The sequence below is a fragment of the Glutamicibacter sp. X7 genome (assembly GCF_054889245.1).
The window spans coordinates 1,796,989-1,822,204 of sequence record NZ_CM142678.1; the positions used below are offsets into that span (position 1 = coordinate 1,796,989).

General features: G+C 61.7%; 24 protein-coding genes. 20 read left to right on the forward strand and 4 right to left on the reverse strand.

What is annotated here, in order from left to right; all coding sequences use genetic code 11:
- The first annotated feature begins 11 nt into the window (after positions 1-11).
- On the forward strand, positions 12-1,151 hold the full coding sequence (locus tag ACYU0X_RS08675) for an acyl-CoA dehydrogenase family protein (RefSeq protein WP_461902764.1): 1,140 nt from the start codon (positions 12-14) through the stop codon (positions 1,149-1,151).
- Between the two features lie 38 nt (positions 1,152-1,189).
- On the opposite strand, the gene ACYU0X_RS08680 is transcribed toward ACYU0X_RS08675, so the two are convergent.
- A complete protein-coding gene (locus ACYU0X_RS08680) occupies positions 1,190-1,438 on the reverse strand; it encodes a DUF5703 family protein (protein WP_418906616.1) in 249 nt (82 codons plus the stop codon).
- Positions 1,439-1,482: 44 nt separating this feature from the next.
- Here ACYU0X_RS08680 and ACYU0X_RS08685 point away from each other — a divergent pair, with 44 nt between their 5' ends.
- The 3 genes from ACYU0X_RS08685 (at position 1,483) to mshC (ending at position 3,994) form a co-directional block, all read left to right on the forward strand.
- Positions 1,483-1,692 carry a hypothetical protein gene (locus ACYU0X_RS08685; RefSeq protein WP_418906617.1) on the forward strand — a complete coding sequence of 70 codons (210 nt, stop codon included), beginning with the start codon at positions 1,483-1,485 and terminating at the stop codon, positions 1,690-1,692.
- Between the two features lie 105 nt (positions 1,693-1,797).
- Complete coding sequence (locus tag ACYU0X_RS08690; RefSeq protein WP_418906618.1) at positions 1,798-2,622, forward strand: undecaprenyl-diphosphate phosphatase; 825 nt, start codon at positions 1,798-1,800, stop codon at positions 2,620-2,622.
- A 109-nt stretch (positions 2,623-2,731) separates the two neighbouring features.
- Positions 2,732-3,994, forward strand: a complete 1,263-nt coding sequence (gene mshC, locus ACYU0X_RS08695) for a cysteine--1-D-myo-inosityl 2-amino-2-deoxy-alpha-D-glucopyranoside ligase (RefSeq protein WP_418906619.1) — start codon at positions 2,732-2,734, stop codon at positions 3,992-3,994.
- A 31-nt stretch (positions 3,995-4,025) separates the two neighbouring features.
- On the opposite strand, the gene ACYU0X_RS08700 is transcribed toward mshC, so the two are convergent.
- Entirely contained in the window at positions 4,026-4,961 is a 936-nt protein-coding gene (locus ACYU0X_RS08700; protein ID WP_418906620.1) for a proteasome assembly chaperone family protein, read from the reverse strand.
- Between the two features lie 83 nt (positions 4,962-5,044).
- Here ACYU0X_RS08700 and ACYU0X_RS08705 point away from each other — a divergent pair, with 83 nt between their 5' ends.
- The 16 genes from ACYU0X_RS08705 (at position 5,045) to ACYU0X_RS08780 (ending at position 23,631) form a co-directional block, all read left to right on the forward strand.
- Complete coding sequence (locus ACYU0X_RS08705) at positions 5,045-5,758, forward strand: HAD family hydrolase (RefSeq protein WP_461900239.1); 714 nt, start codon at positions 5,045-5,047, stop codon at positions 5,756-5,758.
- Positions 5,755-6,876 carry a site-2 protease family protein gene (locus tag ACYU0X_RS08710; protein WP_418906622.1) on the forward strand — a complete coding sequence of 374 codons (1,122 nt, stop codon included), beginning with the start codon at positions 5,755-5,757 and terminating at the stop codon, positions 6,874-6,876. Before ACYU0X_RS08705 ends, ACYU0X_RS08710 begins: the two co-directional genes overlap by 4 nt.
- Positions 6,877-6,886: 10 nt before the next feature.
- Positions 6,887-7,924: a tRNA (adenine-N1)-methyltransferase gene (locus tag ACYU0X_RS08715; RefSeq protein ID WP_461900241.1), complete on the forward strand. Its 1,038-nt coding sequence runs from the start codon at positions 6,887-6,889 to the stop codon at positions 7,922-7,924.
- Positions 7,925-8,114: 190 nt separating this feature from the next.
- The gene (gene arc, locus ACYU0X_RS08720) at positions 8,115-9,752 is read left to right on the forward strand and encodes a proteasome ATPase (protein ID WP_461902795.1); all 1,638 of its coding nucleotides are present in this window, start codon (positions 8,115-8,117) and stop codon (positions 9,750-9,752) included.
- Complete coding sequence (dop, locus tag ACYU0X_RS08725) at positions 9,749-11,365, forward strand: depupylase/deamidase Dop (protein ID WP_461900243.1); 1,617 nt, start codon at positions 9,749-9,751, stop codon at positions 11,363-11,365. The genes arc and dop overlap by 4 nt, the downstream gene beginning before the upstream one ends.
- A 33-nt stretch (positions 11,366-11,398) precedes the next feature.
- Complete coding sequence (locus ACYU0X_RS08730) at positions 11,399-11,584, forward strand: ubiquitin-like protein Pup (RefSeq protein ID WP_418906624.1); 186 nt, start codon at positions 11,399-11,401, stop codon at positions 11,582-11,584.
- Between the two features lie 62 nt (positions 11,585-11,646).
- The gene (gene pafA / locus ACYU0X_RS08735; protein ID WP_461900245.1) at positions 11,647-13,020 is read left to right on the forward strand and encodes a Pup--protein ligase; all 1,374 of its coding nucleotides are present in this window, start codon (positions 11,647-11,649) and stop codon (positions 13,018-13,020) included.
- 119 nt (positions 13,021-13,139) lie between these two features.
- Positions 13,140-14,066, forward strand: coding sequence for an FKBP-type peptidyl-prolyl cis-trans isomerase (locus ACYU0X_RS08740; protein WP_461900247.1), 927 nt, complete (start codon positions 13,140-13,142; stop codon positions 14,064-14,066).
- 34 nt (positions 14,067-14,100) lie between these two features.
- A complete protein-coding gene (locus ACYU0X_RS08745; RefSeq protein ID WP_309407191.1) occupies positions 14,101-14,496 on the forward strand; it encodes an FKBP-type peptidyl-prolyl cis-trans isomerase in 396 nt (131 codons plus the stop codon).
- Between the two features lie 92 nt (positions 14,497-14,588).
- The gene (locus ACYU0X_RS08750; protein WP_461900249.1) at positions 14,589-16,583 is read left to right on the forward strand and encodes a helix-turn-helix transcriptional regulator; all 1,995 of its coding nucleotides are present in this window, start codon (positions 14,589-14,591) and stop codon (positions 16,581-16,583) included.
- 4 nt (positions 16,584-16,587) lie between these two features.
- Complete coding sequence (locus ACYU0X_RS08755; protein ID WP_309407187.1) at positions 16,588-16,962, forward strand: hypothetical protein; 375 nt, start codon at positions 16,588-16,590, stop codon at positions 16,960-16,962.
- A gap of 22 nt (positions 16,963-16,984) precedes the next feature.
- A complete protein-coding gene (gene tatA, locus ACYU0X_RS08760) occupies positions 16,985-17,206 on the forward strand; it encodes a Sec-independent protein translocase subunit TatA (RefSeq protein ID WP_309407186.1) in 222 nt (73 codons plus the stop codon).
- 9 nt (positions 17,207-17,215) lie between these two features.
- Entirely contained in the window at positions 17,216-18,049 is an 834-nt protein-coding gene (gene tatC, locus ACYU0X_RS08765; protein ID WP_418906628.1) for a twin-arginine translocase subunit TatC, read from the forward strand.
- 62 nt (positions 18,050-18,111) lie between these two features.
- Positions 18,112-20,889, forward strand: coding sequence for a DEAD/DEAH box helicase (locus tag ACYU0X_RS08770; RefSeq protein WP_461900252.1), 2,778 nt, complete (start codon positions 18,112-18,114; stop codon positions 20,887-20,889).
- 36 nt (positions 20,890-20,925) lie between these two features.
- Positions 20,926-22,536, forward strand: a complete 1,611-nt coding sequence (locus tag ACYU0X_RS08775) for an amidohydrolase (RefSeq protein WP_461900253.1) — start codon at positions 20,926-20,928, stop codon at positions 22,534-22,536.
- A gap of 363 nt (positions 22,537-22,899) precedes the next feature.
- A complete protein-coding gene (locus tag ACYU0X_RS08780) occupies positions 22,900-23,631 on the forward strand; it encodes a polyprenol monophosphomannose synthase (RefSeq protein ID WP_309407178.1) in 732 nt (243 codons plus the stop codon).
- 105 nt (positions 23,632-23,736) lie between these two features.
- On the opposite strand, the gene ACYU0X_RS08785 is transcribed toward ACYU0X_RS08780, so the two are convergent.
- Positions 23,737-24,084 (reverse strand): RNA polymerase-binding protein RbpA, encoded by a 348-nt coding sequence (locus ACYU0X_RS08785; protein WP_309407176.1) that lies wholly within the window; start codon positions 24,082-24,084, stop codon positions 23,737-23,739.
- Positions 24,085-24,254: 170 nt separating this feature from the next.
- Positions 24,255-25,190 (reverse strand): SPFH domain-containing protein, encoded by a 936-nt coding sequence (locus tag ACYU0X_RS08790; RefSeq protein WP_418906633.1) that lies wholly within the window; start codon positions 25,188-25,190, stop codon positions 24,255-24,257.
- Positions 25,191-25,216 lie beyond the last annotated feature (26 nt).

A 25,216-nucleotide genomic window follows, 5' to 3' on the forward strand; every position in this document is an offset into this window, starting at 1 on the left:
GAGCGGATACAGTGCAGATCAACGAGATACTCGATGACGACCTCCTGACCCGTTTCCGGGGCCGGGCCGCTGGCTACGACGAACGGAACGAGTTCTGCACCGAGGACTTCGCCGAACTAACCGAACGAGGCTATCTCAAGGTCCTACTGCCGCCCGAGCGTGGGGGATCGGGCTGGTCACTGACGCAGCTGGCCTTGGCGCAACGTCGCCTAGCCGGCGCCGCCCCAGCCACCGCCTTGGCGGTCAATATGCACCACGTATGGGGCGCCGTCGCGCACCTCTTGCAGGCGCGCGGTGATCACCGCTTGGACATGGTCCTGGACTGGATCGCCGACGGGGAAGTGATGGCTTTTGGCGTCTCAGAACCGGGCAACGATATGGTGCTCTTTGACTCTTCGACCCGTGCCGAGCGTAAGCCGGACGGATCGGTGCGTTTCACCGGGTTGAAGATTTTCACCTCGCTTTCCGGGGCCTACACTCGGCTCGGTGTGTTCGGTAAGGATCATGAGAACGACACGCTCATCCACGGTTTCGTGGCCGCCGGTGAGGGCGTCCAGTCCGCGGGGGACTGGAACACCCTAGGGATGCGGGCAAGCCAGTCACACAGCACCCGGCTCCAGGACGCCGAATCCCCGGCGGAGTGGGTGCACTCCACTCTTCCAGTGGGACCAAACGCCGACCCGCTGATCTTCGGGATCTTTGCCGCATTCCTCACGCTCACCGCCAGTGTCTACGTGGGGATTGCCGAACGTGGCATGGAACTTGCCGCCGAGTTCGTGAGCACACGTCGTGACAGCCACGGCCTGGCGCACGCGCAGGACACCCGGGTGCGTTCCATTGTTGCCGATGCCGGGATGGAGCTGCTGGGCCTTGATGCGCTGCAACGGAGCATTGCCGGGGATTTGGATCAACTGGTGGATCACGGTCCGGCATGGTTCCCGAAGCTGGTGACTCTGCGAACCATGGCCGGGAAGGTAGCCCGTGAGAATATCTCTCGAGCCGGGCAACTTGGCGGTGGCGGTCAATACTTCCGCGGTAGCGAATTCGAACGTCTCTACCGTGACGTTCAGGCCAGCTGGTATCACCCATCCAACGCGGCCTCCGCCGCCAACACGGTCGCCACCTGGCTGGTCGGTCCGCGCGAGGACTAGGGAAGCGGGGCACTGGGCCCCGCTGATCTCCCGAAGGTCTACGCGGGAAAAATCAGTGGGTCCAGTGTTCCACGAATACGCATGACGCGACGCCGGAGCCAGTACTTATAGCCTCCACCCTCATAGCGGCACGTACGCATAAGCTCCCACTTACCGTTATCGGCGTGCTCACGTAAGACCGCACGCGCCACCGATTTGGGTTCGTTGGGGAACTGGGTGATGACCAAATACTCGTAACGTGAGTCATCTGGCTGATGCAGTGGCGCCTTGATTCGTTCTTGCAGCATTTAACCCCCTACCGTGGCGATGCGTTCGGCTGTAGCTTTATCCCATGAGCACCGATCCAAACTATGCGTTGCACGATCTTATCGCTCGACTGGAAAACCATCTACAGGTGGTTTCATTTAGCCGTAGCGATCAAGACCCCGCGGTCGATGCCGCCTACCGGGCCCTAGCCGATGCCTTCGAATCCTATGAAGATGCCCTCTATGACCGGTACAACGAGTTGCTGCCTTTCACCATTCCGGAGGACGATGACTAGCACTCATCGCGAACAAGAACTCACGTCTCATACCTGAAGGTGATTTTCCCCGCGCTGGTGTTTCCGGGCAGGGTTGACGCACAGCGGTGAAGTACTCTCGGTAGGGTGAACTGGTTAGAAGCAGCTTTTCTCGGCCTAGTCCAGGGCCTGACTGAATTTCTCCCGATTTCTTCCTCGGCGCATCTGCGCATTGTGGGCGAGATCCTGCCCAATGCCCAAGACCCGGGCGCGGCGTTTACCGCGATTACCCAGCTGGGTACGGAGACCGCCGTCATCGTGTTTTTCTGGCGCGATATCGTGCGGATCATCGGCGCCTGGTGCAAGGCCATAACGGGTAAGCTCCCGCATTCGGATCCCGACGCCAAGATGGGCTGGATGATTATCCTTGGTTCCATCCCGATCGGCGTGCTTGGCCTATTGCTCGAAGACTATATTGATACGAACTTCCGCTCACTGTGGATCGTGGCCACCATGCTCGTGGTCTTTGGCCTGCTGCTGGCGGTGGCCGACCACTACGGCAAGCAACAGCGCGGACTGCAGCAGCTGACCGTCAAGCACGGTATTCTCTATGGGTTTGCGCAGGCCATGGCATTGATCCCCGGCGTTTCACGTTCCGGTGGCACAATCACCGCCGGTTTGTTGATGGGCTACACCCGTGAGGCCGCCGCCCGCTACTCGTTCCTGCTGGCCATTCCGGCCGTCTTCCTCTCCGGGCTCTATAAGTTGGCCAAGTCCATCTCCGAGCCCGGGGTGTATTCACTGGGCCAAACCGGACTGGCTACCGTGGTGGCCTTCGTCGTGGGCTTCTTCATCGTTGGGTGGTTCCTGAAGTTCGTCTCGTCGCACTCATACCGAGCCTTTGTTTGGTACCGTATCGCGTTGGGTCTGGCCCTATTCGTTCTCCTCGGCGCCGGAGTCATTAGCGCCTAATAACCAGTCAAATTCGATTCGGCGCGGCCCCCGGGAATAATCCGGGGCCGCGCCGACTTGGCACACATGGAATGTGATCGACCCGCTGTGGGTGAAAGGACAATTATTCGTGCTCGCGTGGACAGCCCCCGAAGTGCCGCATGTACTCGGCTCGGCGCCGATTCTAGAAGTATTCAACACCTCGAGCGGACGCAAGGAGCCCACCGCCCCGGCGGATAAGGCTAACGCCCCGGCGAGCCTCTACGTCTGCGGGATCACCCCCTACGACGCCACCCACATGGGTCACGCCGCGACCTACGTGACCTTCGATCTGATGCATCGCACCTGGTTGGATAACGGACGCGCGGTCAGCTACACCCAAAACATCACCGACGTGGATGACCCGCTACTCGAGCGCGCGAACGCCACCGGGGTGGACTGGCGGGATCTTGCCGCCGATCAGGTCCAGCTCTTCCGCGAAGACATGCAGGCACTGAACGTCATCCCGCCACAGAACTATGTCGGGGCCGTGGAGTCCATCGATTGGCTCGTTCCATTCATCGAGCAGATGCTGGCCGAGGACGTGGCCTACCGGGTGCCCGCCGGTGAAGACGGCGTGGAAGGCGATATTTACTTCGACTCCGCCAAAGCGGCCAATGGGGCATGGGAATTGGGCCGTGTTTCCGGGTATGACCGCAAGACCATGACCGAGTTCTTTGCCGAGCGCGGCGGGGACCCGTGGCGTGAGGGCAAGCGAGATGCGCTGGATCCCTTGCTCTGGCGCGCGGCCCGTGAGGGTGAACCTAGTTGGGATGGCCGAAGCCTCGGCACCGGGCGTCCCGGCTGGCACATTGAGTGTTCGGTGATCGCACGTAAAACCCTGCCTGCGCCCTTCACCGTGCAGGGCGGTGGCTCGGACCTTATCTTCCCGCATCACGAGTTCTCCGCTGGGCACGCAGCCGCCGTTGACGGCAAGGAGCTCGCCACCCTGTACGCGCACACCGGCATGGTGGGCCTCGATGGCGAAAAGATGAGCAAGTCGCTGGGCAACCTCGTGCTGGTGTCAAAGCTTCGCGCCGACGGGGTGGACCCCATGGCCATTCGCGCGGCACTGCTTTCGCAGCACTATCGCAGCGACTGGTTCTGGACCGATGAGCTCTTGGCACGCGCCCAACAACGCATAGCGACCTGGCGTGAACGCATTCATGGCACCGGACTTGCCGAGGCCACCGCACTGCTGACCAGAATCCGTGCCCGGATGGCCGATGATCTCAATGCCCCAGCCGCGCTGGAGGCTATCGATCAGTGGGCCCAGACAGAGGCCGAGGGAAGCGGCGAAGGTGCCGAGCTGATCCGCAACGGACTGGACGCATTGCTGGGCCTGAAGCTCTAGTCCAGCAAAGTACCGCCACCCTTCGCGTCGACTATTGACCGAAGGGTGGTGGACCCTCGGGGTCCTGATCCGGACCCTCGCCGCGATAGCGGCTGCGGCGACGGAGATAGCGTTCGAACTCACGGGCAATCGACTCACCCGAGGCCTCTGGAATGGACTGGGCGTCACTGGCCTCTTCAAGCTGCGTGACGTAGCGGGCAATCTCCGGCTCGCTGGCCGCAAGTTCTTCGACTCCGTGCTGCCACGCCAGGGCATCTTCCCGCAGCTGATCCAGGGACAGCTCCCACGGCAAGAGGTCGTCGATGAGTTCGGCTAACGCCAACTGCACCCGCGGGCTCGGGGACTGCGAGACGTAGTGCGAAAGTTGCGCCCATAGCGACAGGCTCGGAATGCCCGCATCCGAGCATTCATGCCCGAGCACCGAGGGAATCCCCGCCGGGCCCTCGTAGCTCGAGGTGGAGTACCCGAAGTAGTCCTGCAGCACTTTGTCATTGGTGTTCAGCAGGCAAGGCACCGGCCGGGTATGCGGAACATCGGCGAGCAAGGCACCCACACCGAGCATTAACTGCACGTTCTGGTCCTGCGCGACCTCAATAATCTCGGCGCAGAACGCCCGCCAGCTAAAGGTCGGCTCCACCCCGAGAGCTACCACAAGATCGAAATTGCCCTGCGGGTTCGGAACCTTGAACAGATCGGTCTGTGGCCAGCGAATGGTTGTGCCGGTGGTCGTCAGCTCCTGGCGCGGACGAGTGAACTGATAGTCGTAGTAGTCGTCATCGCCGACGGTGGCCAAATGCTCAACCTCGGTATCGCTGACCAAGCGACGCACCGCATCGGTGGCCGCGGAACCGGCATCGTTCCAGCCTTCGAAGGCGGCAACGAGCACGCAGGGACGTGTGGGGTTATCCCCGGTGACCCGCGAGGCTAGAAAAGTCCCGATGGTCTTCGGATGGTCTGTGGAAGCCATGGCACCCTTTCCTCCAGTTTGATCAGTGGCCTGTGGTCGGCGTCTCGGTCGGTGATGCCCACTCTTCCACGTAGAATGTACTCATGCCAACCACCAGTTCCGTGTCCGAAGTAAATACCCAACGCATCTTGCCGCAGGCCGTACTCTGGGACCTCGACGGTACGTTAATCGACACCGAACCGTATTGGATCGCAGCCGAACATGCCCTAGTGACCGCCCATGGCGGAAGCTGGAGTGAAGAGCAAGCACACGCTCTGGTCGGTGCGGCACTTCCAGACTCGGCGCGTACCCTGCAAGCCGCTGGTGTGAACATGGGGGTGCGAGAAATCATTGACCACCTCACCGGTGAAGTGATCGCCGGACTGCGCCGTGAGATTCCATGGCGCCCGGGCGCTCTGGAATTGCTGCGCGCCAACCGCGAGGCGGGCATCGCCCAGGCCCTAGTGACCATGTCGGAGCGCAGCATCGTGGACATCATTGTTGCTGCCATGCCCGAAGGACTCTTTGACGTCACCGTCGCCGGTGATGAGGTGACCGCCGGTAAACCAAACCCGACGCCCTACCTGCGCGGTTTGCAGCTACTGAGCGAAAAACTTGGGCGGGAGTTCACCGCCGAGCGGTGCATCGGGCTCGAAGATTCGCTGCCCGGGATTACGGCCGCCAGCGGTGCTGGACTGCACGCCGTGCTGATCCCGAACGCCACCGACCCCGGAGCCGGACAGTGGCGTCGGGTACCGACCCTAGCCGGCGTGACCCCCGTAGAGCTGGCAGGCTGGCTCGAAACGGCGGTCGCGTGAGCACCGAACAGGAAAAGCCTCAAGGGCTCAAACTCGGTTCTATTGCCGGTGTCCCGGTGTATCTTGCCTACTCATGGTTTGGGATTACGGCGATCATCACCATCGTGATGGGTCTGCAGTTGCAGCGCGTTGTCGGAATCACGACGCTGGAGGCCTACGCACTGGGTCTGGCCTGTGCGGTAGTGATTGCCTTTGCGGTGCTCGTCCATGAGGTGGCCCACGCCTTGGTTGCCCGGGCGTTCAAGTGGCCCGACGCACATATCGTCCTGACCCTGATGGGCGGTCATACGCAGTTCGGTTCTTTCAAGGCCACCCCCGGAGCCTCGCTGCTGGTGGCTCTGGCGGGTCCGGCGGCGAACTTCGTCCTCGCTGGCCTGGGTTGGGTGATAAATACCCTCTACGCCCCGCCGACGGTACCCGGGCTGCTTTTGAGCTTCCTGATTTACTCCAACGTGCTCTTGGGCATCTTCAACGTCCTGCCCGGGCTACCGCTCGACGGTGGACGGCTCGTGGAAACCGCCGTCTGGAAAGCCACCGGCTCACAAGAACGCGGCACCATCGCTGCCGCATGGTGCGGTCGGGTTATCGCCGTGCTGGTTGTGGCCGGTGCGCTGCTCTATCCACTGTGGCGCGGACTGTCTCCGGAGTTGACCACCGTGGTGGTCGCGGCCATGATCGCCTTGTTCATGTGGCAAGGGGCCGGTCAGTTGATCTCTTACTCGCGGATGCGCCTAAACCTGCCGCGGGTACGGGTCCGGGACCTGATGAGCCCGGCCAGCGCCATGCATGCCACCGTCACCGTGGCCGAAGTATTTTCACGTCGCAGTAGCCGCGGCGGGCAAGTTGTTCTACTCGATCCACGCGGCATGCCCGCGGGTGTGGTTGACGAACCAGCCTTGGCCCGAGTTCCAAGCGACGTTGCAGCAAGCACACCGGCACTGTCGGTATGCCGCGCCCTAGGCGAAGGTGCCGTGGTTGACGCAGATGCGGACGGACGAACTTTGATTCAATACCTGGCGGGGGTGCCGACTGCCGAATACGTGGTGATCGACGCCGCCGGTCGGGTCGTGGGTCTGCTACAGCAGCAGGCCATTATCCGGGCCATTTCCGGACAGTAGAAAGGTAATCGTGACAGAACAGAACAGCAACACGGCCCACGGCGCCGCGGCGCGCCGCGGTCCCTTCCGCGTCGGTGACCGGGTGCAGCTTACCGATGAGAAGCGCCGGATTAACACCATTACCCTTGAAGAGGGCGGTGAATTCCACACCCATAAGGGCATTTTGCGGCATGAGGAAATCCTTGGAAAGCCAGAGGGCACCGTCATCGAGAACGTCGACGGTTTCCGCTACCAGGCGTTGCGTCCGTTGGCGAAGGATTTCGTGTTGTCGATGCCACGTGGAGCGACCGTGGTCTACCCGAAGGACGCGGCCCAGATCGTTCAGTTCGGCGACATTTTCCCCGGGGCCCGCGTGGTGGAAGCCGGCGTAGGCTCCGGCGCACTTTCGATTTCGCTGTTGCGCGCCGTGGGGGACCAGGGCTTCTTGCACTCCTTCGAACGCCGCGAGGAATTCGCGGACATTGCCCGCGGCAACGTGGCTACTGTCTTTGGCGGGGAGCACCCCGCATGGCGTATTTCCATCGGTGACTTCCAGGAGCAGGTCGTTGCGCTCGAGGAGCCAGGCAGCGTGGACCGCGTGGTGTTGGATATGCTCAGCCCTTGGGAGTGCCTTGACGCCGTGGCCACCGTGCTGGCCCCCGGAGGCGTGTGGACCAACTACGTGGCCACCGTGACGCAGATGTCTCGCGTGGTTGAGGCCATCCGCGCTTCGGGACAGTTCACCGAGCCCGAGTGCTTCGAAACCATGGTGCGTGGCTGGCACGTCGACGGCCTTGCCGTCCGCCCGGATCACCGGATGGTTGCGCACACCGCATTCCTGATCACCTGTCGCCGCCTGGCCGATGAAACCAACGGCATCCCCAAGGCCAAGCGCATTAAGGAGCACGGCTATTCGGCCGAAGACCTCAGCGCGTGGACGAAGGATCACGATCCGACCGTGTGGACCGCGGAGGCCTTAGGGGAGCGCGGACTCTCGGCTAAGAAACTGCGCCGGGCAGCTAAGGACGCGGCGCGTCCCGAGCAGGTTCGCAAGGACAACGAAGCCTAACGCATTTCTCGCCATGTGGACTTTCGGCCCCGCACCTTTTGGGTTGCGGGGCCGTGCCTTTCTAAGATGAACCCAGTCACATCGGCGTAGCATGGCAAGTAGAACCCGGTGGAAGACCCACCCTCCGGTCAAGGTGAAAGTGAGTATCGTGTCCGACAGTAGCGAAGCCCAACTGGCCGAGCGGCTTTCCATGAGTGAACGGCAGATCAATATCCTGCGCGACAAAAATCGCAGTCTGGATAAGCAGCTGGCCACCCTCAACGGCAACAACCAGCGGCTCGTGGCGATGCTAGAACGCACCCGCGAGCAGATCGTGAATCTCAAGACGGCCCTGGAAAAGGATGGAGACACGCCCTTTAGCTACGGGACCATCACGGCGCTACACCCGCGTCGGCACCCCGAACCGGGCACCGGGATCGAATCTACGGCCGTTCAGTCAGTGGACGTTCAGTACTCTGGGCGCAAGATGCGGGTGGCGGTCAGTCCACTGCTGGACTTCGAGAAACTTCATGTCGGACAGCAGGTGCTGCTCAACGAAGCGCTAGTGGTCATTGCCGCCTTGGGCTACGATTCCACCGGCGAACTGGTCACCATCAAGGAATTGCTGGATGATCACCGTGCCGTGGTGATGGCCCGCGCCGACGATCAACGGGTCGTGGAACTCGGCGAGCCCTTGCGCTCGGTCCATTTGCGCGTGGGTGATCAACTCACGTTGGACTCACGTACCGGGCTGGCGATGAGCCGGGTGGTCCTTACCGACATGCAGTCGCTGGTACTCGAGGAAGTCCCCGACATCGCCTACTCCGATATCGGCGGGCTGAACTCGCAAATCGAGGCGATTCAGGATGCCGTTGAGCTGCCCTTCGCGCACCCCGAGCTCTATCGCGAACACGGGTTGACCGCCCCGAAGGGTATCTTGCTCTATGGTCCTCCCGGCTGCGGTAAAACGCTGATCGCCAAGGCGGTGGCCCATTCCTTGGCCGAACGCGCCGCGGCGAAAACCGGATCGCAAACCACCCGGAGTTACTTCCTGAATATCAAGGGTCCGGAACTGCTGGATAAATATGTCGGCGAAACCGAACGTCATATCCGACTGATCTTCGCCCGGGCGCGCGAAAAGGCGGTCAGCGGCGATCCGGTCGTGGTGTTCTTCGATGAAATGGACTCGCTGTTCCGCACCCGCGGCACCGGAGTCTCATCGGATGTTGAAACCACCATTGTTCCGCAGTTGCTCTCCGAGATCGACGGTGTGGAACGACTGGATAACGTGATCGTGATCGGTGCCTCAAACCGTGAAGACATGATCGATCCGGCCATTTTGCGTCCGGGCCGTTTGGACGTGAAAATCAAGATTCGCCGCCCCGATGCAGAGGGCGCAGCCGATATCTTCGGCAAATACCTGACCGAAGCGGTGCCATTGCATGACGCGGAGCTTGCCCTTGACGGCGGAGACCGCCAGGCAACGGTGAACCGGCTCATTGCCAGCACCGTGGAATCAATGTACTCCACCGCGCCGATCAATGAATTCCTCGAGGTAACCTACGTCACCGGTGAGACCCAGGTGCTGTACTTCAAGGACTTCGTCTCCGGTGCCGTGATTCGCAATATCGTGGATCGTGCCAAGAAGCATGCGATCAAGGAGCTGCTCACCAACGGGCAGCGCGGCATCACCAGCGACTTTCTGCTGCGCGCCGTCCGTGAAGAGTTCGCCGAACACGAAGACATGCCGAACACCACCAACCCGGACGATTGGGCACGGATTTCCGGGCGCAAGGGGGAGCGGATCAGCCATATCCGTTCGCTGGTCGGCAAGGGGCATCGCTCGTGAGCGCCCGTCGAGTTGTCGGGCTGGAAACCGAATACGGCATTATCCGCCCGTCCATGCCGCGGGCCAACGCCACTGTCCTATCGGCGCAGATCGTGGACTCCTACGCTCAGCTGGTCCGCGAAGGAGCCGGTCAGGTCCGCGGTACGCGATGGGACTATTCCGAGGAAAGCCCGCTGGCCGACGCCCGTGGATATCAAGTGGAGCGTTCAGCCGCGCACCCCAGCCAGCTCACCGATATGGAGCCGTCCGAACAGCCCGGCATGGTGTGGACGGCCGAATCGGTGGCCTTGGATGCTGGCGACGCGCGCGTCGGACAGGCACTCTACCGCGAGGAGTACGCCAGTGACGTGGTGATGAACATGGTGCTGGGCAATGGGGCGCGTTTTTATGTGGATCACGCCCACCCGGAATATTCGAGTCCCGAGGTGACCACCCCGCATGATGCGGTGCTCTGGGATCAGGCCGGTGACGAGGTATTGCGCCGCGCGGCGGCTCATAACGACCAGCTGGGTAACGGGGTGTTGCAGCTCTACAAGAACAACACGGACAATAAGTCCGTTTCGTATGGGGCGCACGAGAATTATCTTGTCCCACGCGAGGTCGAATTCTCGGCCCTGATTTCCGTACTCACCCCATTTTTCGTGTCCCGTCAGGTGATTTGTGGAGCCGGGCGAGTGGGCCGCGGCATGCTCGGCAACCTTCCCGGGTTCCAGATCTCGCAACGAGCGGACTTCTTTGAAGCCGAAGTAGGGCTGGAAACCACCGTTAACCGGCCCATTATCAACACGCGCGATGAGCCGCACGCCGTATGGGATAAGTATCGGCGGCTTCACGTGATCGTCGGTGATGCCAATCTCGGGCAGATTTCCACGCTGCTCCGGGTAGGAACCACTAATCTGGTGCTCTCCATGCTTGAGGCAGGTTGCGCGCCGCAACTCGAACTCATCGACCCGGTCGGTGCGCTTCAGCAGATCAGCCACGATCCGACGTTGCGCACCACGGTGGCATTGCGTGGCGGGAAGCGACTGACCGCCCTCGAGATTCAGCGCATCTACTTTGAAGCCGCTGTCAGTCACTGCGCGAAAACCGGGGCGGATGACCCGGCCACCGAAGATATTCTGGCGCGCTGGGAGGGGCTGCTCGATGATCTGGAGCGGGATATTTTCAGTGCGGCCGACCGCGTGGACTGGATCGCAAAATACCGCCTCATGTCGTCCTATACGCAAAAGCACGGCGTAGGCTTTGACGATGCACGCATTGCGCTGATGGATATTCAGTGGGCCGATCTCGACAAGCAAAAAGGCCTGTACTACCGGCTGGCCGCTCGCGGTGCGATGGAGACGCTGTTCGACGAGGCACAAATCAATGAAGCGGTGCTCGCCCCACCGACCGACACGCGGGCCTACCTGCGCGGGATGGCGTTACAGCGCTACGCCGATCATGTGGTGGCAGCGAACTGGGACGCGCTGTCCTTCTCGGTGCCCGGGGCCCGTAAACTAAATCGCATATACCTCACCGAACCACTGCGCGGCACCCGGGCAGAGGTCGGGGCGTTATTTGACGCGGAAATGGAGATCGCCGAATTTCTCGACTCTCTCCCGCCGCGACTCTAACCGCACACACCTTCCGATGAAAGGACCGTTGAGATGACTCAGGAAAGCTTCTCTTCCCGTAAGCAGCAGCAAGGCACCGAAGCCGAGCAGGAATTCACTCAGGCGCAGCGTAGCGGCACCGAGGCCGGGGTCGATGACCTGCTCGACGAGATCGATTCCGTGCTGGAAAGCAACGCCGAAGAGTTCGTGCGCGGCTTCGTCCAAAAGGGCGGCCAGTAGCCCTTAGCGGCAGTGAAAGACTGCGCGTCACAACGCGCACCCGGTAGTGAAGGTGGGATTAGGTGGACCGCAGAATTTATGGGCTAGAAACCGAGTATGGGCTGACCTATGTGCCCTCGGACGGGCGTCGGCTCACCCCCGAGGATGCGGCGCGCCACCTCTTTCGCCCAGTGGTCGCCTGGGGGCGTAGCTCGAACGTGTTCCTAACCAATGGGTCACGGCTCTACCTCGATGTCGGATCACACCCGGAGTATGCCACCGCCGAATGCGACAACCTTCAACAGTTAATCGCCCACGACCGGGCTGGTGAGGCGATTCTGCTGGACTTGGTGGAGCAGGCCGAGGAGCAATTGGCCGACGAAGGGCACCATGGCAAGCTCTTCCTGTTCAAAAATAACGTGGATACCGCAGGTAACTCCTATGGTTGCCACGAGAATTATCTGATCACCCGCCGCATGGAATTCAAACGGCTGACCGATATGCTCATCCCATTTTTGGTCACCCGGCAGCTGCTCTGTGGTGCCGGTCATCTGGTCAACATCGATGACGAGACCCGCTTCGTCTTCTCACAACGTGCCGACCATGTCTGGGAGGATGTCTCCTCGGCTACGACACGTTCACGTCCCATTATCAACACTCGCGATGAGCCCCATGCGGATGCCGAGTACTACCGTCGGCTGCATGTGATCGTGGGGGACACCTCCATGAGCGAAACCACTCAGCTGCTCAAGATCGGTACCACCGATCTGGTGTTGCGGCTGATCGAATCGGGGGAGATCTATCACGATCTGCGTTTGGAAAACCCGATCCGTTCGATTCGTCAGATCTCGCACGACTTCACCGGCCAAACGGTGGTTCGTCTGATGTCCGGCGACGAGCCGACCGCTTTGCAGATTCAATGGAAATTGCTGGAACTTGTCACCGAATTTGTCGAACGCCACGGCGCACACCATGAATCGGTCCCGCATATTCTTGCCCTGTGGGAACGTGTGTTGACCGCAATCGAAACCCAGAATTATGGGCTGATTGACACCGACATTGACTGGGCCATCAAACATAAACTTCTCACCGGGTACGCGGTGAAAAATAACCTGGAGCTATCGGACGCCCGGATTGCTCAATTGAATTTGACCTACCACGATATCGATCCGACACGCGGAATCTTCCACCTGCTACAGAAGCGTGGCCTTGCCACCGGTGTGGTGGATCCGTCAGCGATTCGTGCCGCCATCGATCAGCCGCCGGCGACCACCCGAGCGAAAATTCGTGGTGATTTTGTCAGGGCGGCCCGGGCCACCGGTCGGCGCTATAGTGCCGACTGGGTCCATATGAAATACGAGGAAGGGGCCGGTGGCACCGTCTTGTGCAAGGATCCCTTCGCCACCGAAGACCCTCGTGTGCAGGAACTTTTGGCGATCATGAATCAACCGGTGTAAGCCTCCGCGTCGATTAAGAGGATTCACAGCCTGCACCCGTAGGCTGGTTCGTGGACATTGCGCCTGCGCCCACCGACCACGGTGGTACAGGCATTTCACCGCAGACGGAAAGTAGATACGTGCGTAAGATTTTGGCAATGGGGGCTACCGCCTCCCTTCTGGCCCTGTCATTAACCGCCTGCGGCGGGGCCTCCGGCGACAGCCTAGACTCGATCAGCGTCAAGCCTGGCAAGGACGAGAAAACCGCCCCCGAGGTAAAGTTCAACGCCCCGCTGTTGACCGATAAGAGCGAAGCGGTGACTCTCGAATCCGGTGACGGTGCCGAGATCGATCCGGGCTCCTCCATCAGCATCAAGTCAGGCATCTACAAGGCCATTGACGGCACCTTGACCAACGAAAACTTCACCGGCGACGCCACCAGCATGACCGTGGATGACACCATGAAGCAATCCATGCCGGAGTTCTACAACCTCTTGGTTGACTCCAAGGTCGGCGACTGGATCGCCTACACCACGGTCGAGGGCACCCCTCAGGCAGACGGTTCGGTGGCCGAGCCGGCGGAAGGTGCGAAGGCCGAACGCATCATCATCGTTCATGTTGAAGGCGCCACCGCTCCGAGCAAGGATCTGTCCAAGGACGAGATCAAGAAGCTCAAGGACGAGAAGAAGCTGCCAACCGTCGACACCTCCGGTGACACCCCGAAGATCAGCATCCCCAAGGACACCGACGCGCCTAGCGGTCTTGTCGTAGACGTGCTCGAAGAGGGCAAGGGCAAGGAAGCAACCAACACCTCGAAGGTCACCGCCAACTACACCGGCGTGCGCTGGGAGGATGGCAAGGTCTTCGATTCCAGCTTCGAGCGCGGTAAGGCCACCGAGTTCTCGCTCGATGGGGTCATCAAGGGCTGGACGGAGGGCCTGAGCGGCCTGAAGGAAGGCAGCAAGGTGCTCTTGAGCATTCCGGCCGATAAGGCCTATGGCGACGGAGCGAACGGACAGCCGGCCGGCCCATTGGTCTTCTACGTGGAACTAGACAAAGTTAAGTAGTCTTTAAGCTCAAACATCTATGGAAGGGACGCGCATGTCATTTGGTCAGCGCAACTACGACCGCACCAAGCCGGAAATCGACTTCCCGGGCGCGGAGCCACCCACGGAACTGGTGATTACCGACCTCATCGAGGGTGACGGCGCCGAAGTTACCCCGGGCACCACCGTGCAGGCCCACTACGTGGGCGTGGCCTGGTCCACCGGCGAAGAATTCGACGCGTCGTGGAACCGTGGCTCCACCCTCGACTTCCCGGTCGGCGTGGGCATGGTCATCAAGGGTTGGGACGACGGCCTGCTCGGGATGAAGGTCGGTGGCCGCCGCCGCCTGGAAATTCCGTCGCACCTGGCCTATGGCGAACGTGGTGCACCCGGTGCGATCGCCCCCAACGAAGCTTTGATCTTCGTGGTTGACCTGATGGGCGTCAAGTAGCCTAGGTCTGTGAGGCGGCCGATTCGTGAGTCACGAATCGGCCGCTCGACTTTTTAACAACCCTGGTGGATTTTTTCGTTAGGGTAGGGGATGTGAGCACGAAGCACCGTGATGAAGCCAGCAAGGCCGAGCGCCTGACCAGTCTGATCTATGCCATGGCCACCACCAGAGGCAAGGTGACCGCCGAGTTCATCGGCAATTATCTCAACCCCGAGGGGAGCGCCGAGGCCAAGGAGAAGGCCATTGAGCGACTCAAAGAGGAAATCCGCAACGAATTCGGGTTGCGGGTTATCAGCGAACTAACCGCGGATGACACCACCTATTACCGGATTGACCGCGATGACTGGCTATTGCCGCCGTTGGAGTTCTCTCCGGCCGAAACGGGCCTGATCGCCCTGGCCGCCACCCTCTGGAAGGACAGTAAGCTCCAGAGCCTTGGGCTAAATGCCGCCGCCCGCGTCACTGGGGCCGTGGATGGTGTGCTCACGCCGGTGGCCGGCAACCTGCTTCCGCGCCTGTCGATGGACGAACCAAACTTCAAGCAGTGCGCCTTGGCCGTGTTCAACCGCCGGACCGTGCGTTTTGATTATCGCGATAGCAACGATGTGCCCAGCCGACGGGTGGTAGATCTGTGGGGGATCGGGCAACGTTACGGCAACTGGTACTTCACCGGTTGGGATCACTCGCGCGCGGATCGCCGCGTGTTCCGCTTGGCACGGGTCGAAGGAAAATTCGCCATCGTCAACCGTGGCAAGGCCGGGACCGACGGGACGTATCATCCACGCCCCGACGACTTCGACATGAACGAGGTGCTACTGCAATTCGATGCGGCCACCCAACCGGTGCTGGCCCGCGTGCAGCTACTCGAAGACTCGGCCACCCCCTTGCGGGCCCGGGCCATCTCCGAAACCCAGGATCTGCTAGAGATCCCCTACGCCGGGGAACAATCCTTCGCCCAAGACTTAGCCTCCTACGGGCCGGCCGTTGAGGTGCTCGCCCCCGACTCCTTGCGGGAACGGGTGTGTGCGGTGCTCGACGCGGCCGCAACGGCACAGCATGACATCGGGCAGCAACTGGATGTGCAGCAGATCAAATTCCGGCCGAGCCGTCCCTCGGGCCGCGGCAGTACCGCGCAACAGGTGATGCGAAATATCGAGCTGATCCAGTATGTGGTGGCCCACGGCAACGTCTCGGCCCGCGAACTAAGCGAGCGCTTCGACATCCCGGCCTCTAAGCTTCCCGATGAACTGGCCATGCTTTCGCTCTGCGGTGTGCCCTACGGCTATCCGAACGAGCTGATCAACGTCAACGATGGCGACTACGACGCCGAGACCATCTCGATCTCCAACGCCGCGCTCCTGGGTGAACCGCAGAAGCTCGCCCCCATGGAAGCGATCGCCGTGCTCGGCGGGCTGAACGCCCTGCGCAGCGTGCCGGAGTTCGCCGATCACGAGATCTTGGGTTCGGCCCTGGCCAAAGTCAATGAGGCGGTGGCCCGATTCGACGGCTGGAACGGCGCACTGGGGTTCGCATTAAGCCAGGCTCGCGATCACGATGTGCTCGGGCTGCTGCACCGTGCGGTAGCCCAGCACCACGTGCTGCGCATCGACTACTATTCAGCCAAATCCGGGGTTCACGCGGTGCGCGAGATCGAACCGGTGCGGATGATCGAAGACGGCACCTTGAACTATGTGCTGGGCTACTGCCGTACCCGACAGGCCGTCCTGACCTTCCGGGTGGACCGTATCCTCAACGCCGAGCTGCTCGATGAGCGCTTCGAACCATCCGAGCGTCATGAGCCGGCCGACACAATGACCCCACAGTACGCCTCCAGCGCCGATGACGAATCGGTGGTGGTGTACGTGGCCGAGGACGCGGTGCCCGCCGTCGAGGCCTACCGGCCGGTGGCGTGGTCTACCGCCCGGGTGGCCGGCGGGTACTTGGCGAAAATTCGGTTCGCCGACGCGTTGGTTGCCGCCCCGCTGATCGCCCGCGAAGGCGGTAGACTGGCGGTCGTGTCCCCGGCGGATGCGAAGGAAAAAGTTGAGGCGTGGCTCAGCCGTGCCCGAGCGATGTACAAGGACTGATTGAATGCTTCCCTGGTGGTTTTGGGTGCTGCTGTGGCTGGTGCTGATCTTGGCGACCCTGCTACTGGTGGTACTGGCAGGGGTGTGGCTCTTCCGGCGCTTCATGAAGGTCCTCGACGATCTTGGGACGGCCACTACCCAATTCGGTGAGCAGCTCGCGGCCGAAGGCACCGTCGTCGAGTACGCCCCGCGCACCCGCCGTTACCCCTCGGGTACCAAGGCCACCCATGGTGATCCGAAGAAGATTCGCAAGAAACTCGAAAAGGGTAAGGCCGAGCGGATCGAGGCCCGACGCGAACGCCGAGTGGCCCGTCGACGTGAGCGGGGACAAGCTCAGAACATGAATGACCTCGGCCTGTTTGACGTAGACTTTAAGTAGACATTAGTAGGGGGTAATCCACATGGGTGGTTTGCAGGGATGGCACCTAGTCATCATTATTGTGTTGGCGCTGCTGCTCTTCGGCGCGCCGAAGCTTCCGGGCTTGGCCCGGTCGATGGGACAGTCGCTTCGCATCTTCAAGTCCGAGGTGCGCCAGATGAAGGACGACGATCCGGCAGCATCGGAGACCATTGACGGCTCGGTCGTTGAGCCTAAGAACGACGACGAGAAGAAGAACTCGTAATCTCTATCCGTGGCAAAGAACACCAACAAAACCAAGCGGCCTAAGCGACCTAAAAACGCCGAAGGGCGGATGTCTCTCAAAGAGCATCTCATCGAGGCGCGAAATCGACTCTTCAAGTCGCTGATCGCCCTCGCCCTGTGCACGATCGTCGGCTTCTTCGTTTACGACGACCTGCTGGCGTTGCTCATCGAACCGGTGAAGGATGCCGGTGGTTCGGTCAACTTCACCGCCGTGATGTCGCCCTTCGACATCCTGCTCAAGGTCGCTCTCTTCGTCGGTCTCGTGCTCTCCTCCCCGGTGTGGATCTACCAGATCTGGGCGTTTATCGTCCCGGGGCTGAAGAGCAACGAGCGCAAACTGGGCTACGCCTTTGCCGCCGTCGCCGTGCCGCTGTTCCTCGGCGGCGTGGCCATGGCCTACTTCGTGTTGCCTTTCGCACTGAAGTTCTTCATCGGCCTGGCGCCGGAGAACTCCGACACGCTGTTCACGATCGACACGTATCTGCCCTTTATCTTCCGGTTATTGCTCGCCTTTGGCTTGGCCATGCTGGTTCCGGTGCTGATGGTCGGGCTGAATATGGTCGGGGTGCTCTCTTCCAAGCTCATCTTGAAGAACTGGCGTATTACGGTGTTCCTCATCGCTTTGGTAGCGGCCATGGCTGCCCCGGGCGGCGATATGATTACCATGTTCGCGCTAGCCGGACCGCTCTTCGTGACCTTCGCGGCGGCCACCATCTTCTGTGTGCTCAACGACAAGAAACGAGCCAAGAAGCTCAAGGCGCAGGAAGCCGAAAACGAGCGGATGGCCGCCTCCGGCCATAGCGAAATCGACGATCTCAAGTAATCGCCGCCGACACCGGTGTGGTGCCAGGTGGTAATCAGTACCCAACCGAGCAAAGGACCCCGGTGACTTCACCCGCCGAACGCTACGCGTTATCTAAGGCCCGAGCGGTGGAAGCGGAAACGCCGCTGCCGGATTTTCGAGCCAGCCTTTCCTTCGATCTCGACGATTTCCAAGCCGAGGCCTGCCGTAGCGTGGCCGCCGGGCACTCCGTGCTGGTCGCCGCGCCTACCGGCGCCGGAAAAACCGTGGTGGGCGAGTACGCGATCTTCCAGGCTCAACGGGAGAACCGCAAGGCCTTCTACACCACCCCCATCAAGGCGCTGAGCAACCAGAAGTACGCGGAACTGGTGACCCGCTACGGGGCCAAACGCGTCGGTCTGCTCACCGGGGATACCTCGATCAATAGCGAAGCGCAGATTGTGGTTATGACCACCGAGGTGCTACGCAATATGCTGTACGCCGATTCGCCGACCCTCGACGGGCTGGGCTACGTGATCATGGACGAAGTGCACTATCTGGCCGATAAATTCCGGGGCGCGGTCTGGGAAGAGGTCATCATCCATCTGCCGATGAACGTGCAGATGGTCGCGCTCTCGGCCACGGTCTCGAACGCTGAGGAATTTGGCGGCTGGCTCGACACGGTGCGCGGCAAAACCGACATCGTCGTCTCCGAGCACCGACCCGTCCCGCTGTTCCAGCACGTGATGGTCGGCGGATCGATCGTGGATCTCTTTGCCGAAGATGTCGCCTTCGACGAGGTCGCCGGCGCCCAAGCACCGAATGCCACGGTCAATCCCGAACTGCGCAAGCTCGCCCGGAACCTTCGTGCCCCGGCCCGTGTGCCACGCGGGAAACGCGGCGGCCCGCCCCGTCGCGCGGCCGGAGCCGGACAGCGCAGGGTGAGCCGCGCCGAGGTCATCCGCTCACTGGATCACCATGGCCTGCTGCCGGCAATCTTCTTTATTTTCTCGCGCAAGGGCTGCGATATGGCGGTGCAACAATGCGCCTACGCAGACCTGCGATTGACCACTAATGAAGAAGCCGCGCAGATTTCTGCTGCGCTCGATGCCGTGGCCCACCAGATTCCCAGCGAAGACCTGGAAGTTTTGGAGTACTGGGCATGGCGCGATGGCTTGCTCCGCGGCATTGCCTCACACCACGCCGGGCTGCTGCCGATCTTCAAGGAGATCGTCGAAGACCTGTTCGCTCGCAATCTGCTCAAGGTGGTTTTCGCGACCGAAACTCTGGCCCTGGGCGTGAATATGCCAGCGCGCACCGTGGTGCTGGAGAAGCTGGTGAAGTTCAACGGCGAAACCCACGTGCAGATTACGCCGGGGGAGTATACCCAGCTCACCGGGCGAGCCGGACGCCGCGGCATTGATGTCGAAGGCCATTCGCTGGTGTTGTGGAACCCGGAGATGGAGCCCGAAGAACTGGCGGGCCTGGCCTCGAAGCGTACCTACCCGCTGCACTCCTCATTCCGCCCGACCTACAACATGTCCACGAACCTGTTGGCACAGTTCGGACGCGAGCAGACCCGGGCGATTCTCGAATCCTCCTTCGCGCAGTACCAGGCCGACCACTCGGTGGTCGGTATGGCCCGTCAGGTGCGCAGCCGCGAGGAATCCCTCGAAGGCTACCGCAAGGCAATGTCCTGCCATCTGGGTGACTTCTCCGAGTATGTGAAGCTGCAGCGCGAACTGGCCGCCGCGCAAAAGCTTGCCGCGCGCAATCGGCGGGTCGAACGACGCAATGCGGCCCAAAAGTCCATGGCGTCGGTGATCCGTGGCGATGTGGTGGACCTATCGGGGAACCGGAAGATGGGCCGGGCGGTCATTATCGCCGTCGACGACTCCCTGCACGATCCACGCCACACCATCCTCACCGAGGAAGGACGCCTGCGCCGGCTGTCGCTGGCCGATCTCAGCGGGCCGTTGGAGATCATCTCGCGCGTCAAGGTTCCTAAGTCCTTTACCGGCAAAACACCCAAGGAACGCCGCGACCTGGCCTCGGCACTCCGCAATGCCATCTACGAGCACCGTCCACCGCGACTGGACGCCCAGGGCTTCAACTACGGCGATGAGGGCTTCCTGAACGAGGCGCAACAGCTGGAACAAGCCCTGCGGGACCATCCCTGCCACGGTTGTAATGATCGTGCCGAGCATATGCGCTGGGCCGACCGCTACTGGAAGCTGAAAAAGGAAACCGACAAGCTGCGGCGCAATATCCGTGGCCGGACGAACACCATCGCCCAGCAGTTCGACCGGGTCTGCCAGGTGCTCGAGCGTCTCGAGTATCTGCTTCCCGGCGAGGGTGACGAGTTCACCATGACCGACGCCGGTCGCCGGCTGCGCCGCATTTACGGGGAACGCGACCTGCTGATCAGCCAGGTGCTGGAATCCGGTCAGCTCAACGGGTTGAGCCCGGAGGAGTTGTGCGCCGCGGTGGCCTCCTTGGTCTTCCAAGGCCGACGGGAATCGGATCGACCGGACCCGAAAATGCCCACGGAGAAGCTCAACCAGCTTTGGCACCTGTCCATCAATGCTTGGGGGAAGCTCTCGGACCTAGAAGAGGAAATGCGTCTAGAGCCGACCACTCCACCGGAATCAGGGCTCATTTGGCCGATTTTCAAATGGGCTAAGGGCGCAACGCTGAACAACGCGTTGCGCGGCACCGAAATGGCTCCCGGCGACTTCGTGCGCTGGGCCAAACAGGTGATTGACACCCTCGAACAGTTCGCACAGAACCCGCAATTGCCCGCCCGGCTCGTCAAGAACTCTTCACGTGCCGTGGATCTGCTCAAACGCGGGGTTATCGCCTACTCGAACGTGCTGAACTAACCGCGGTGTCCACCGACGTAGAAAGGTAACAGGTCAATGAGCACCATTCTGTACCGCAATGGCTCCATCTACTCGCAGGCCGACCCGTTCGCCACCGCCATGGTGGTCGACGGTGCGACGATCGCATGGCTGGGCTCCGAGGAGGCCGCCGATGCCCAGGCCGAACGCGTCAGCGAGGTGATCGACCTCGCCGGAGCGCTGATCACCCCCGCCTTCGTTGACGCTCACACGCATCTGGCCGGCCTCGGCCGGCAACTCGAGGGCGGCTCGCTGGAATCGGTGCGTAGTGCCGAGGAGCTGTTGCAACGCGTGGCTGAGCTGGCCGCCGGTGCCACCGGCCCGGTGATGGCCCACGGTTGGGATGACACCCAGTGGAGCGCAGGTGGGCTACCGACGCCGGCGCAGCTTTCCGTCGCGGCCGCCGGGCGCGGGTGCTACCTGCTGCGTCGCGACGTGCACAGCGCCTTGGTGGACGCGGACCTGCTCGAGCAGCTGGGCCTGGACGACGTGAGCCCGGGATTGGTGCAGGGCACGACGCATGATCGCGTGCGGGCCGCGGTATTGGCCGCCCACCCGGTGGCCGACAGCGCGGCGCACACGGCGTTGAAGCACTATGCCGCCAAGGGGTATGCCGCGGTGGTGGAAATGGCCGCTCCGCACATTGAGGGAGCCGAGCAGCTCAAGCAGCTCCTGGGTGACACCGACCCGCAGCTACCGGCCGTCTACGCCTATTGGGGTCAGGCCGTCTCCAGTGCCGCGGAAGCCCAGAGCGTCCTGGCCCAGTTCGATTCCCCGCGTGTGCTTGGGCTCGGTGGGGACCTGCGTGTCGATGGCTCTCTGGGCAGCCGCACCGCCTTCCTGCATGCGGACTACGCCGACGCCGCCGGGCAACGCGGCGAGCTGATGCTCACCTCCGCACGGATCGCCGATCATGTGGTTGCCTGCGCCGAAGCTGGGATCCGCACCGGTTTTCATGTGATCGGTGACGCGGCCATGGATGAGCTGCTCGAAGGATTTGAGCTCGCGGCACAACGGGTAGGCCTCGGACGGGTACAGGCCGGACGCCACGTGGTGGAGCACGCCGAAATGCTCGATGCGGCGCAGCGCCAGCGGATGCTCGCCCTCGGACTGACCGTGTCCGCGCAGCCCTTATTCGATGCCTACTGGGGACAGCCCGAGGGCATGTACGCCACTCGGCTCGGCGACCGCGCCGAGTCGATGAACAACCTTGCGGCGCTACTTTCCGACGGGATTCCGCTGGTCATCGGTTCCGATGCTCCGGTCTGTGAAGTCGATGGCTGGAAAAACGTCCGCGCGGCGATGCAGCTGAACAATGCGGCAGGACGCATCTCGGCGCGTGCCGCGTTCATTGCCCAAACACGCTCGGCCTACCGGGCGCTGGGGGAGATGAACCCCATGGCCGGACAGCTGCTGATCGGTGCGCCGGCGACCTTCGCGATCTGGGCGGCCTCCGAATTGGCCGTGCAAACGCCCGACACACGTATTAGCTCGTGGAGCACCGATGCCCGTGCGGGAACGCCGATGCTCCCGGTGCTCGACGAGGAAATCCCGCAGTGTCTACGCACCGTTCGCGAAGGTGTAACGCTTTACGATCAGCTACCTGCAGCGGCGAAGCCCATAGTCTAGACAATCTTCCAAGTTTTTGAAACGGTCGATAAACGAGCATTTGATCTGTAGTTTTATCGAAAATTGGTGGTCATTCTCTGGTTGACAGGACCGGTGGGGTAGCCACTAGGCTTGGGGGAAGCGGCACGTTGCAACCGGAGCTCTTCCGGCACCCGCGTGCTACTCGATAGTCGATCCCCGGTGACATTAGATAACATTTCACGCCGTTCGCGGTGCACAGAAATAGGGCCGAAGTCACCGGGGATCGCTGCGTCCGGAACACCTCTTAGGCCCTGAGAGTGGATATACTGTGGGTTTGGGTAACCCCCGTCGGCCCGTTAGGGGCCATCGTCCTATGTTGTAGACCATGAAAGGTGCCGCCGCGTGCGCGTCGTTACGATCATTCCGACCTATAACGAGCTTGAATCGTTGCCCATTACCGTCGGACGCCTGCGTCAGGCGGTGCCGGACTCGGATGTCTTGATCGTCGATGACAACTCGCCAGACGGCACCGGTGACCTGGCGGAGAACATGGCCGCCGAGGACTCGGCAATCCACGTGTTGCACCGCACCGGCAAGGAGGGCCTGGGCGCAGCGTACATTGCCGGATTCCGCTGGGCCCTCGAGCGCGACTATGACGTGCTGGTCGAAATGGATGCCGATGGCTCGCATATGCCCGAGCAGCTCCCACGCCTCCTGGAGGCCAGCGAGGCCGGCGCCGACCTCGTTATCGGCTCGCGCTGGGTCAAGGGTGGGGAAGTGGTGAACTGGCCGCTATTGCGCAAGATCATCTCCCGTGGTGGCAGCTTCTACGCGCGCACCATGCTGGGACTGCCGCTACGCGATATCACCGCCGGCTACCGTGCCTTCAAGCGTTCCACCCTTGAAGCCATCGACTTTGACGCCATCGAATCGCGCGGCTACGGATTCCAGGTCGATATGACCTTCCGCGTGGCCATGCTGGGCAAGAAAATCACCGAGGTACCGGTGACCTTCGTCGAGCGCGAACTGGGGGATTCGAAGATGAGCGGCAATATCGTCGTGGAAGCCATGCTCAACGTGACCCGCTGGGGTCTTAGCGCCCGCTGGAACAAGTTGACCAAGAAGTCGCGCTAGCCCAAGCCGGCAACGAAAAAGACCGGCGGTCGCGCCCCCAGTTGGGGGACAACCGCCGGTCTTTTGGCGTTAGTGGCCCTGGTCGGGCCGCACGTCGCCGGGTGCTTAGACCGCTTCGCCGCGCGATGCGCGTAGCTGGGTTAGCCGGTCGGCAAGGATCTTCTCGAGCTCTTCCTCGCTGCGACGCTCGAGGAGCATATCCCAGTGGGTACGGATCGGCTTATCCGTGGACTCCTCGTCGGCCTTGGCCTCACCATGCACCAGGTGGGCTTCCTTGCCGGTCTTAGTGGTCCACGTGGCGGGCACCTCGGCCTCGGCCGCGAAGACTACGAAGACGCGTTCGCCGTCCTCGCAGCGGTATTCCACACGCTGACGGGCAGCGGGCTCTACACCTGCCTCGGATTCCATGCTCTGTGCACCCAGGCGCATGCCTCGAAGGCTGCGATCGCTCATGTTTTTCCTCCGCGATGGTTCGACGTAGTGGCTATAGTGTCAACGCATGGCAGCGGGGAAACATTCCGCTGCGCCCTGACACGTCAAAACATTTATTATACGCGTAAGTGGCGGTGCACCGTTCGGGGCGCACCGCCACTTAGCTAGCTCGGTTCGAAGATGAACGAGACTTAGATCTCCTCGGCCTTGTGGGTGCCGGAGGGGGAGCCGGCATCGGGCTGGTTGGCCAACGGGCCACCCAATGCGCCGCCAATGCCCTTGAGCGCCTCACCCAGCTCGCTGGGGATGATCCAGAGCTTGTTGCTCGAACCATCGGCCAGCTTCGGGAGCGTCTGCAGGTACTGGTAGGCCAGCAGCTCGGAGTCGGGACGACCAGCATGGATCGCGTCGAACACCTTCTGAATCGCCTGGGCTTCACCGTCTGCACGCAGGATCGAGGCCTGAGCATCGCCTTCGGCCTTGAGGATCGCGGCCTGGCGTTCACCTTCGGCGGTGAGAATATCGGACTGCTTGGTACCCTCGGCGGTCAGGATGGCCGCACGACGATCACGCTCGGCGCGCATCTGCTTCTCCATCGAGTCCTGGATGGACATTGGAGGATCAATCGCCTTGAGCTCCACGCGGGAGACGCGGATGCCCCACTTGCCGGTGGCCTCATCGAGCACGCCGCGCAGCTGACCGTTGATCTGGTCGCGGCTGGTCAGGGCCTCTTCCAGGTTCAGTCCACCGACCACGTTACGCAAGGTGGTGGTGGTCAGCTGTTCGACCGCTTGAATGTAGTTGGCGATTTCATAGGTCGCAGCGCGAGGCTCGGTGATCTGGAAGTAGACCACGGTGTCAATGGAGACCACGAGGTTATCCTCGGTGATCACCGGCTGTGGCGGGAAGGATACGACCTGTTCGCGGAGGTCCAGCATCGGCAGCAGTCGATCCACGAAGGGGATCAGCAGTGTCAATCCGGGGTTGAGCGTGCGGTTGTATTTGCCTAGTCGTTCCACAATGCCAGCACGTGCCTGCGGCACGATACGGACGCTACGGAGCAACACTACGATCACGAAGATCGCCAGGACAATGAGCACGATCGTCAAGCCAAAGTTATCTGGCATGCTCGTTACCTCTTTCCATGTGCTGG

Bases quoted from the DNA above. Each gene is read 5' to 3' on its own strand.
- ACYU0X_RS08685 (WP_418906617.1), top strand. From the start codon at position 1,483: ATGAGCACCGATCCAAACTATGCGTTGCACGATCTTATCGCTCGACTG.
- ACYU0X_RS08790 (WP_418906633.1), bottom strand. From the start codon at position 25,190: ATGCCAGATAACTTTGGCTTGACGATCGTGCTCATTGTCCTGGCGATC.
- ACYU0X_RS08785 (WP_309407176.1), bottom strand. From the start codon at position 24,084: ATGAGCGATCGCAGCCTTCGAGGCATGCGCCTGGGTGCACAGAGCATG.
- arc (WP_461902795.1), top strand. From the start codon at position 8,115: ATGAGTGAACGGCAGATCAATATCCTGCGCGACAAAAATCGCAGTCTG.
- ACYU0X_RS08730 (WP_418906624.1), top strand. From the start codon at position 11,399: ATGACTCAGGAAAGCTTCTCTTCCCGTAAGCAGCAGCAAGGCACCGAA.
- tatA (WP_309407186.1), top strand. From the start codon at position 16,985: ATGGGTGGTTTGCAGGGATGGCACCTAGTCATCATTATTGTGTTGGCG.
- ACYU0X_RS08775 (WP_461900253.1), top strand. From the start codon at position 20,926: ATGAGCACCATTCTGTACCGCAATGGCTCCATCTACTCGCAGGCCGAC.
- ACYU0X_RS08755 (WP_309407187.1), top strand. From the start codon at position 16,588: ATGCTTCCCTGGTGGTTTTGGGTGCTGCTGTGGCTGGTGCTGATCTTG.
- ACYU0X_RS08705 (WP_461900239.1), top strand. From the start codon at position 5,045: ATGCCAACCACCAGTTCCGTGTCCGAAGTAAATACCCAACGCATCTTG.
- ACYU0X_RS08680 (WP_418906616.1), bottom strand. From the start codon at position 1,438: ATGCTGCAAGAACGAATCAAGGCGCCACTGCATCAGCCAGATGACTCA.
- ACYU0X_RS08700 (WP_418906620.1), bottom strand. From the start codon at position 4,961: ATGGCTTCCACAGACCATCCGAAGACCATCGGGACTTTTCTAGCCTCG.
- ACYU0X_RS08745 (WP_309407191.1), top strand. From the start codon at position 14,101: ATGTCATTTGGTCAGCGCAACTACGACCGCACCAAGCCGGAAATCGAC.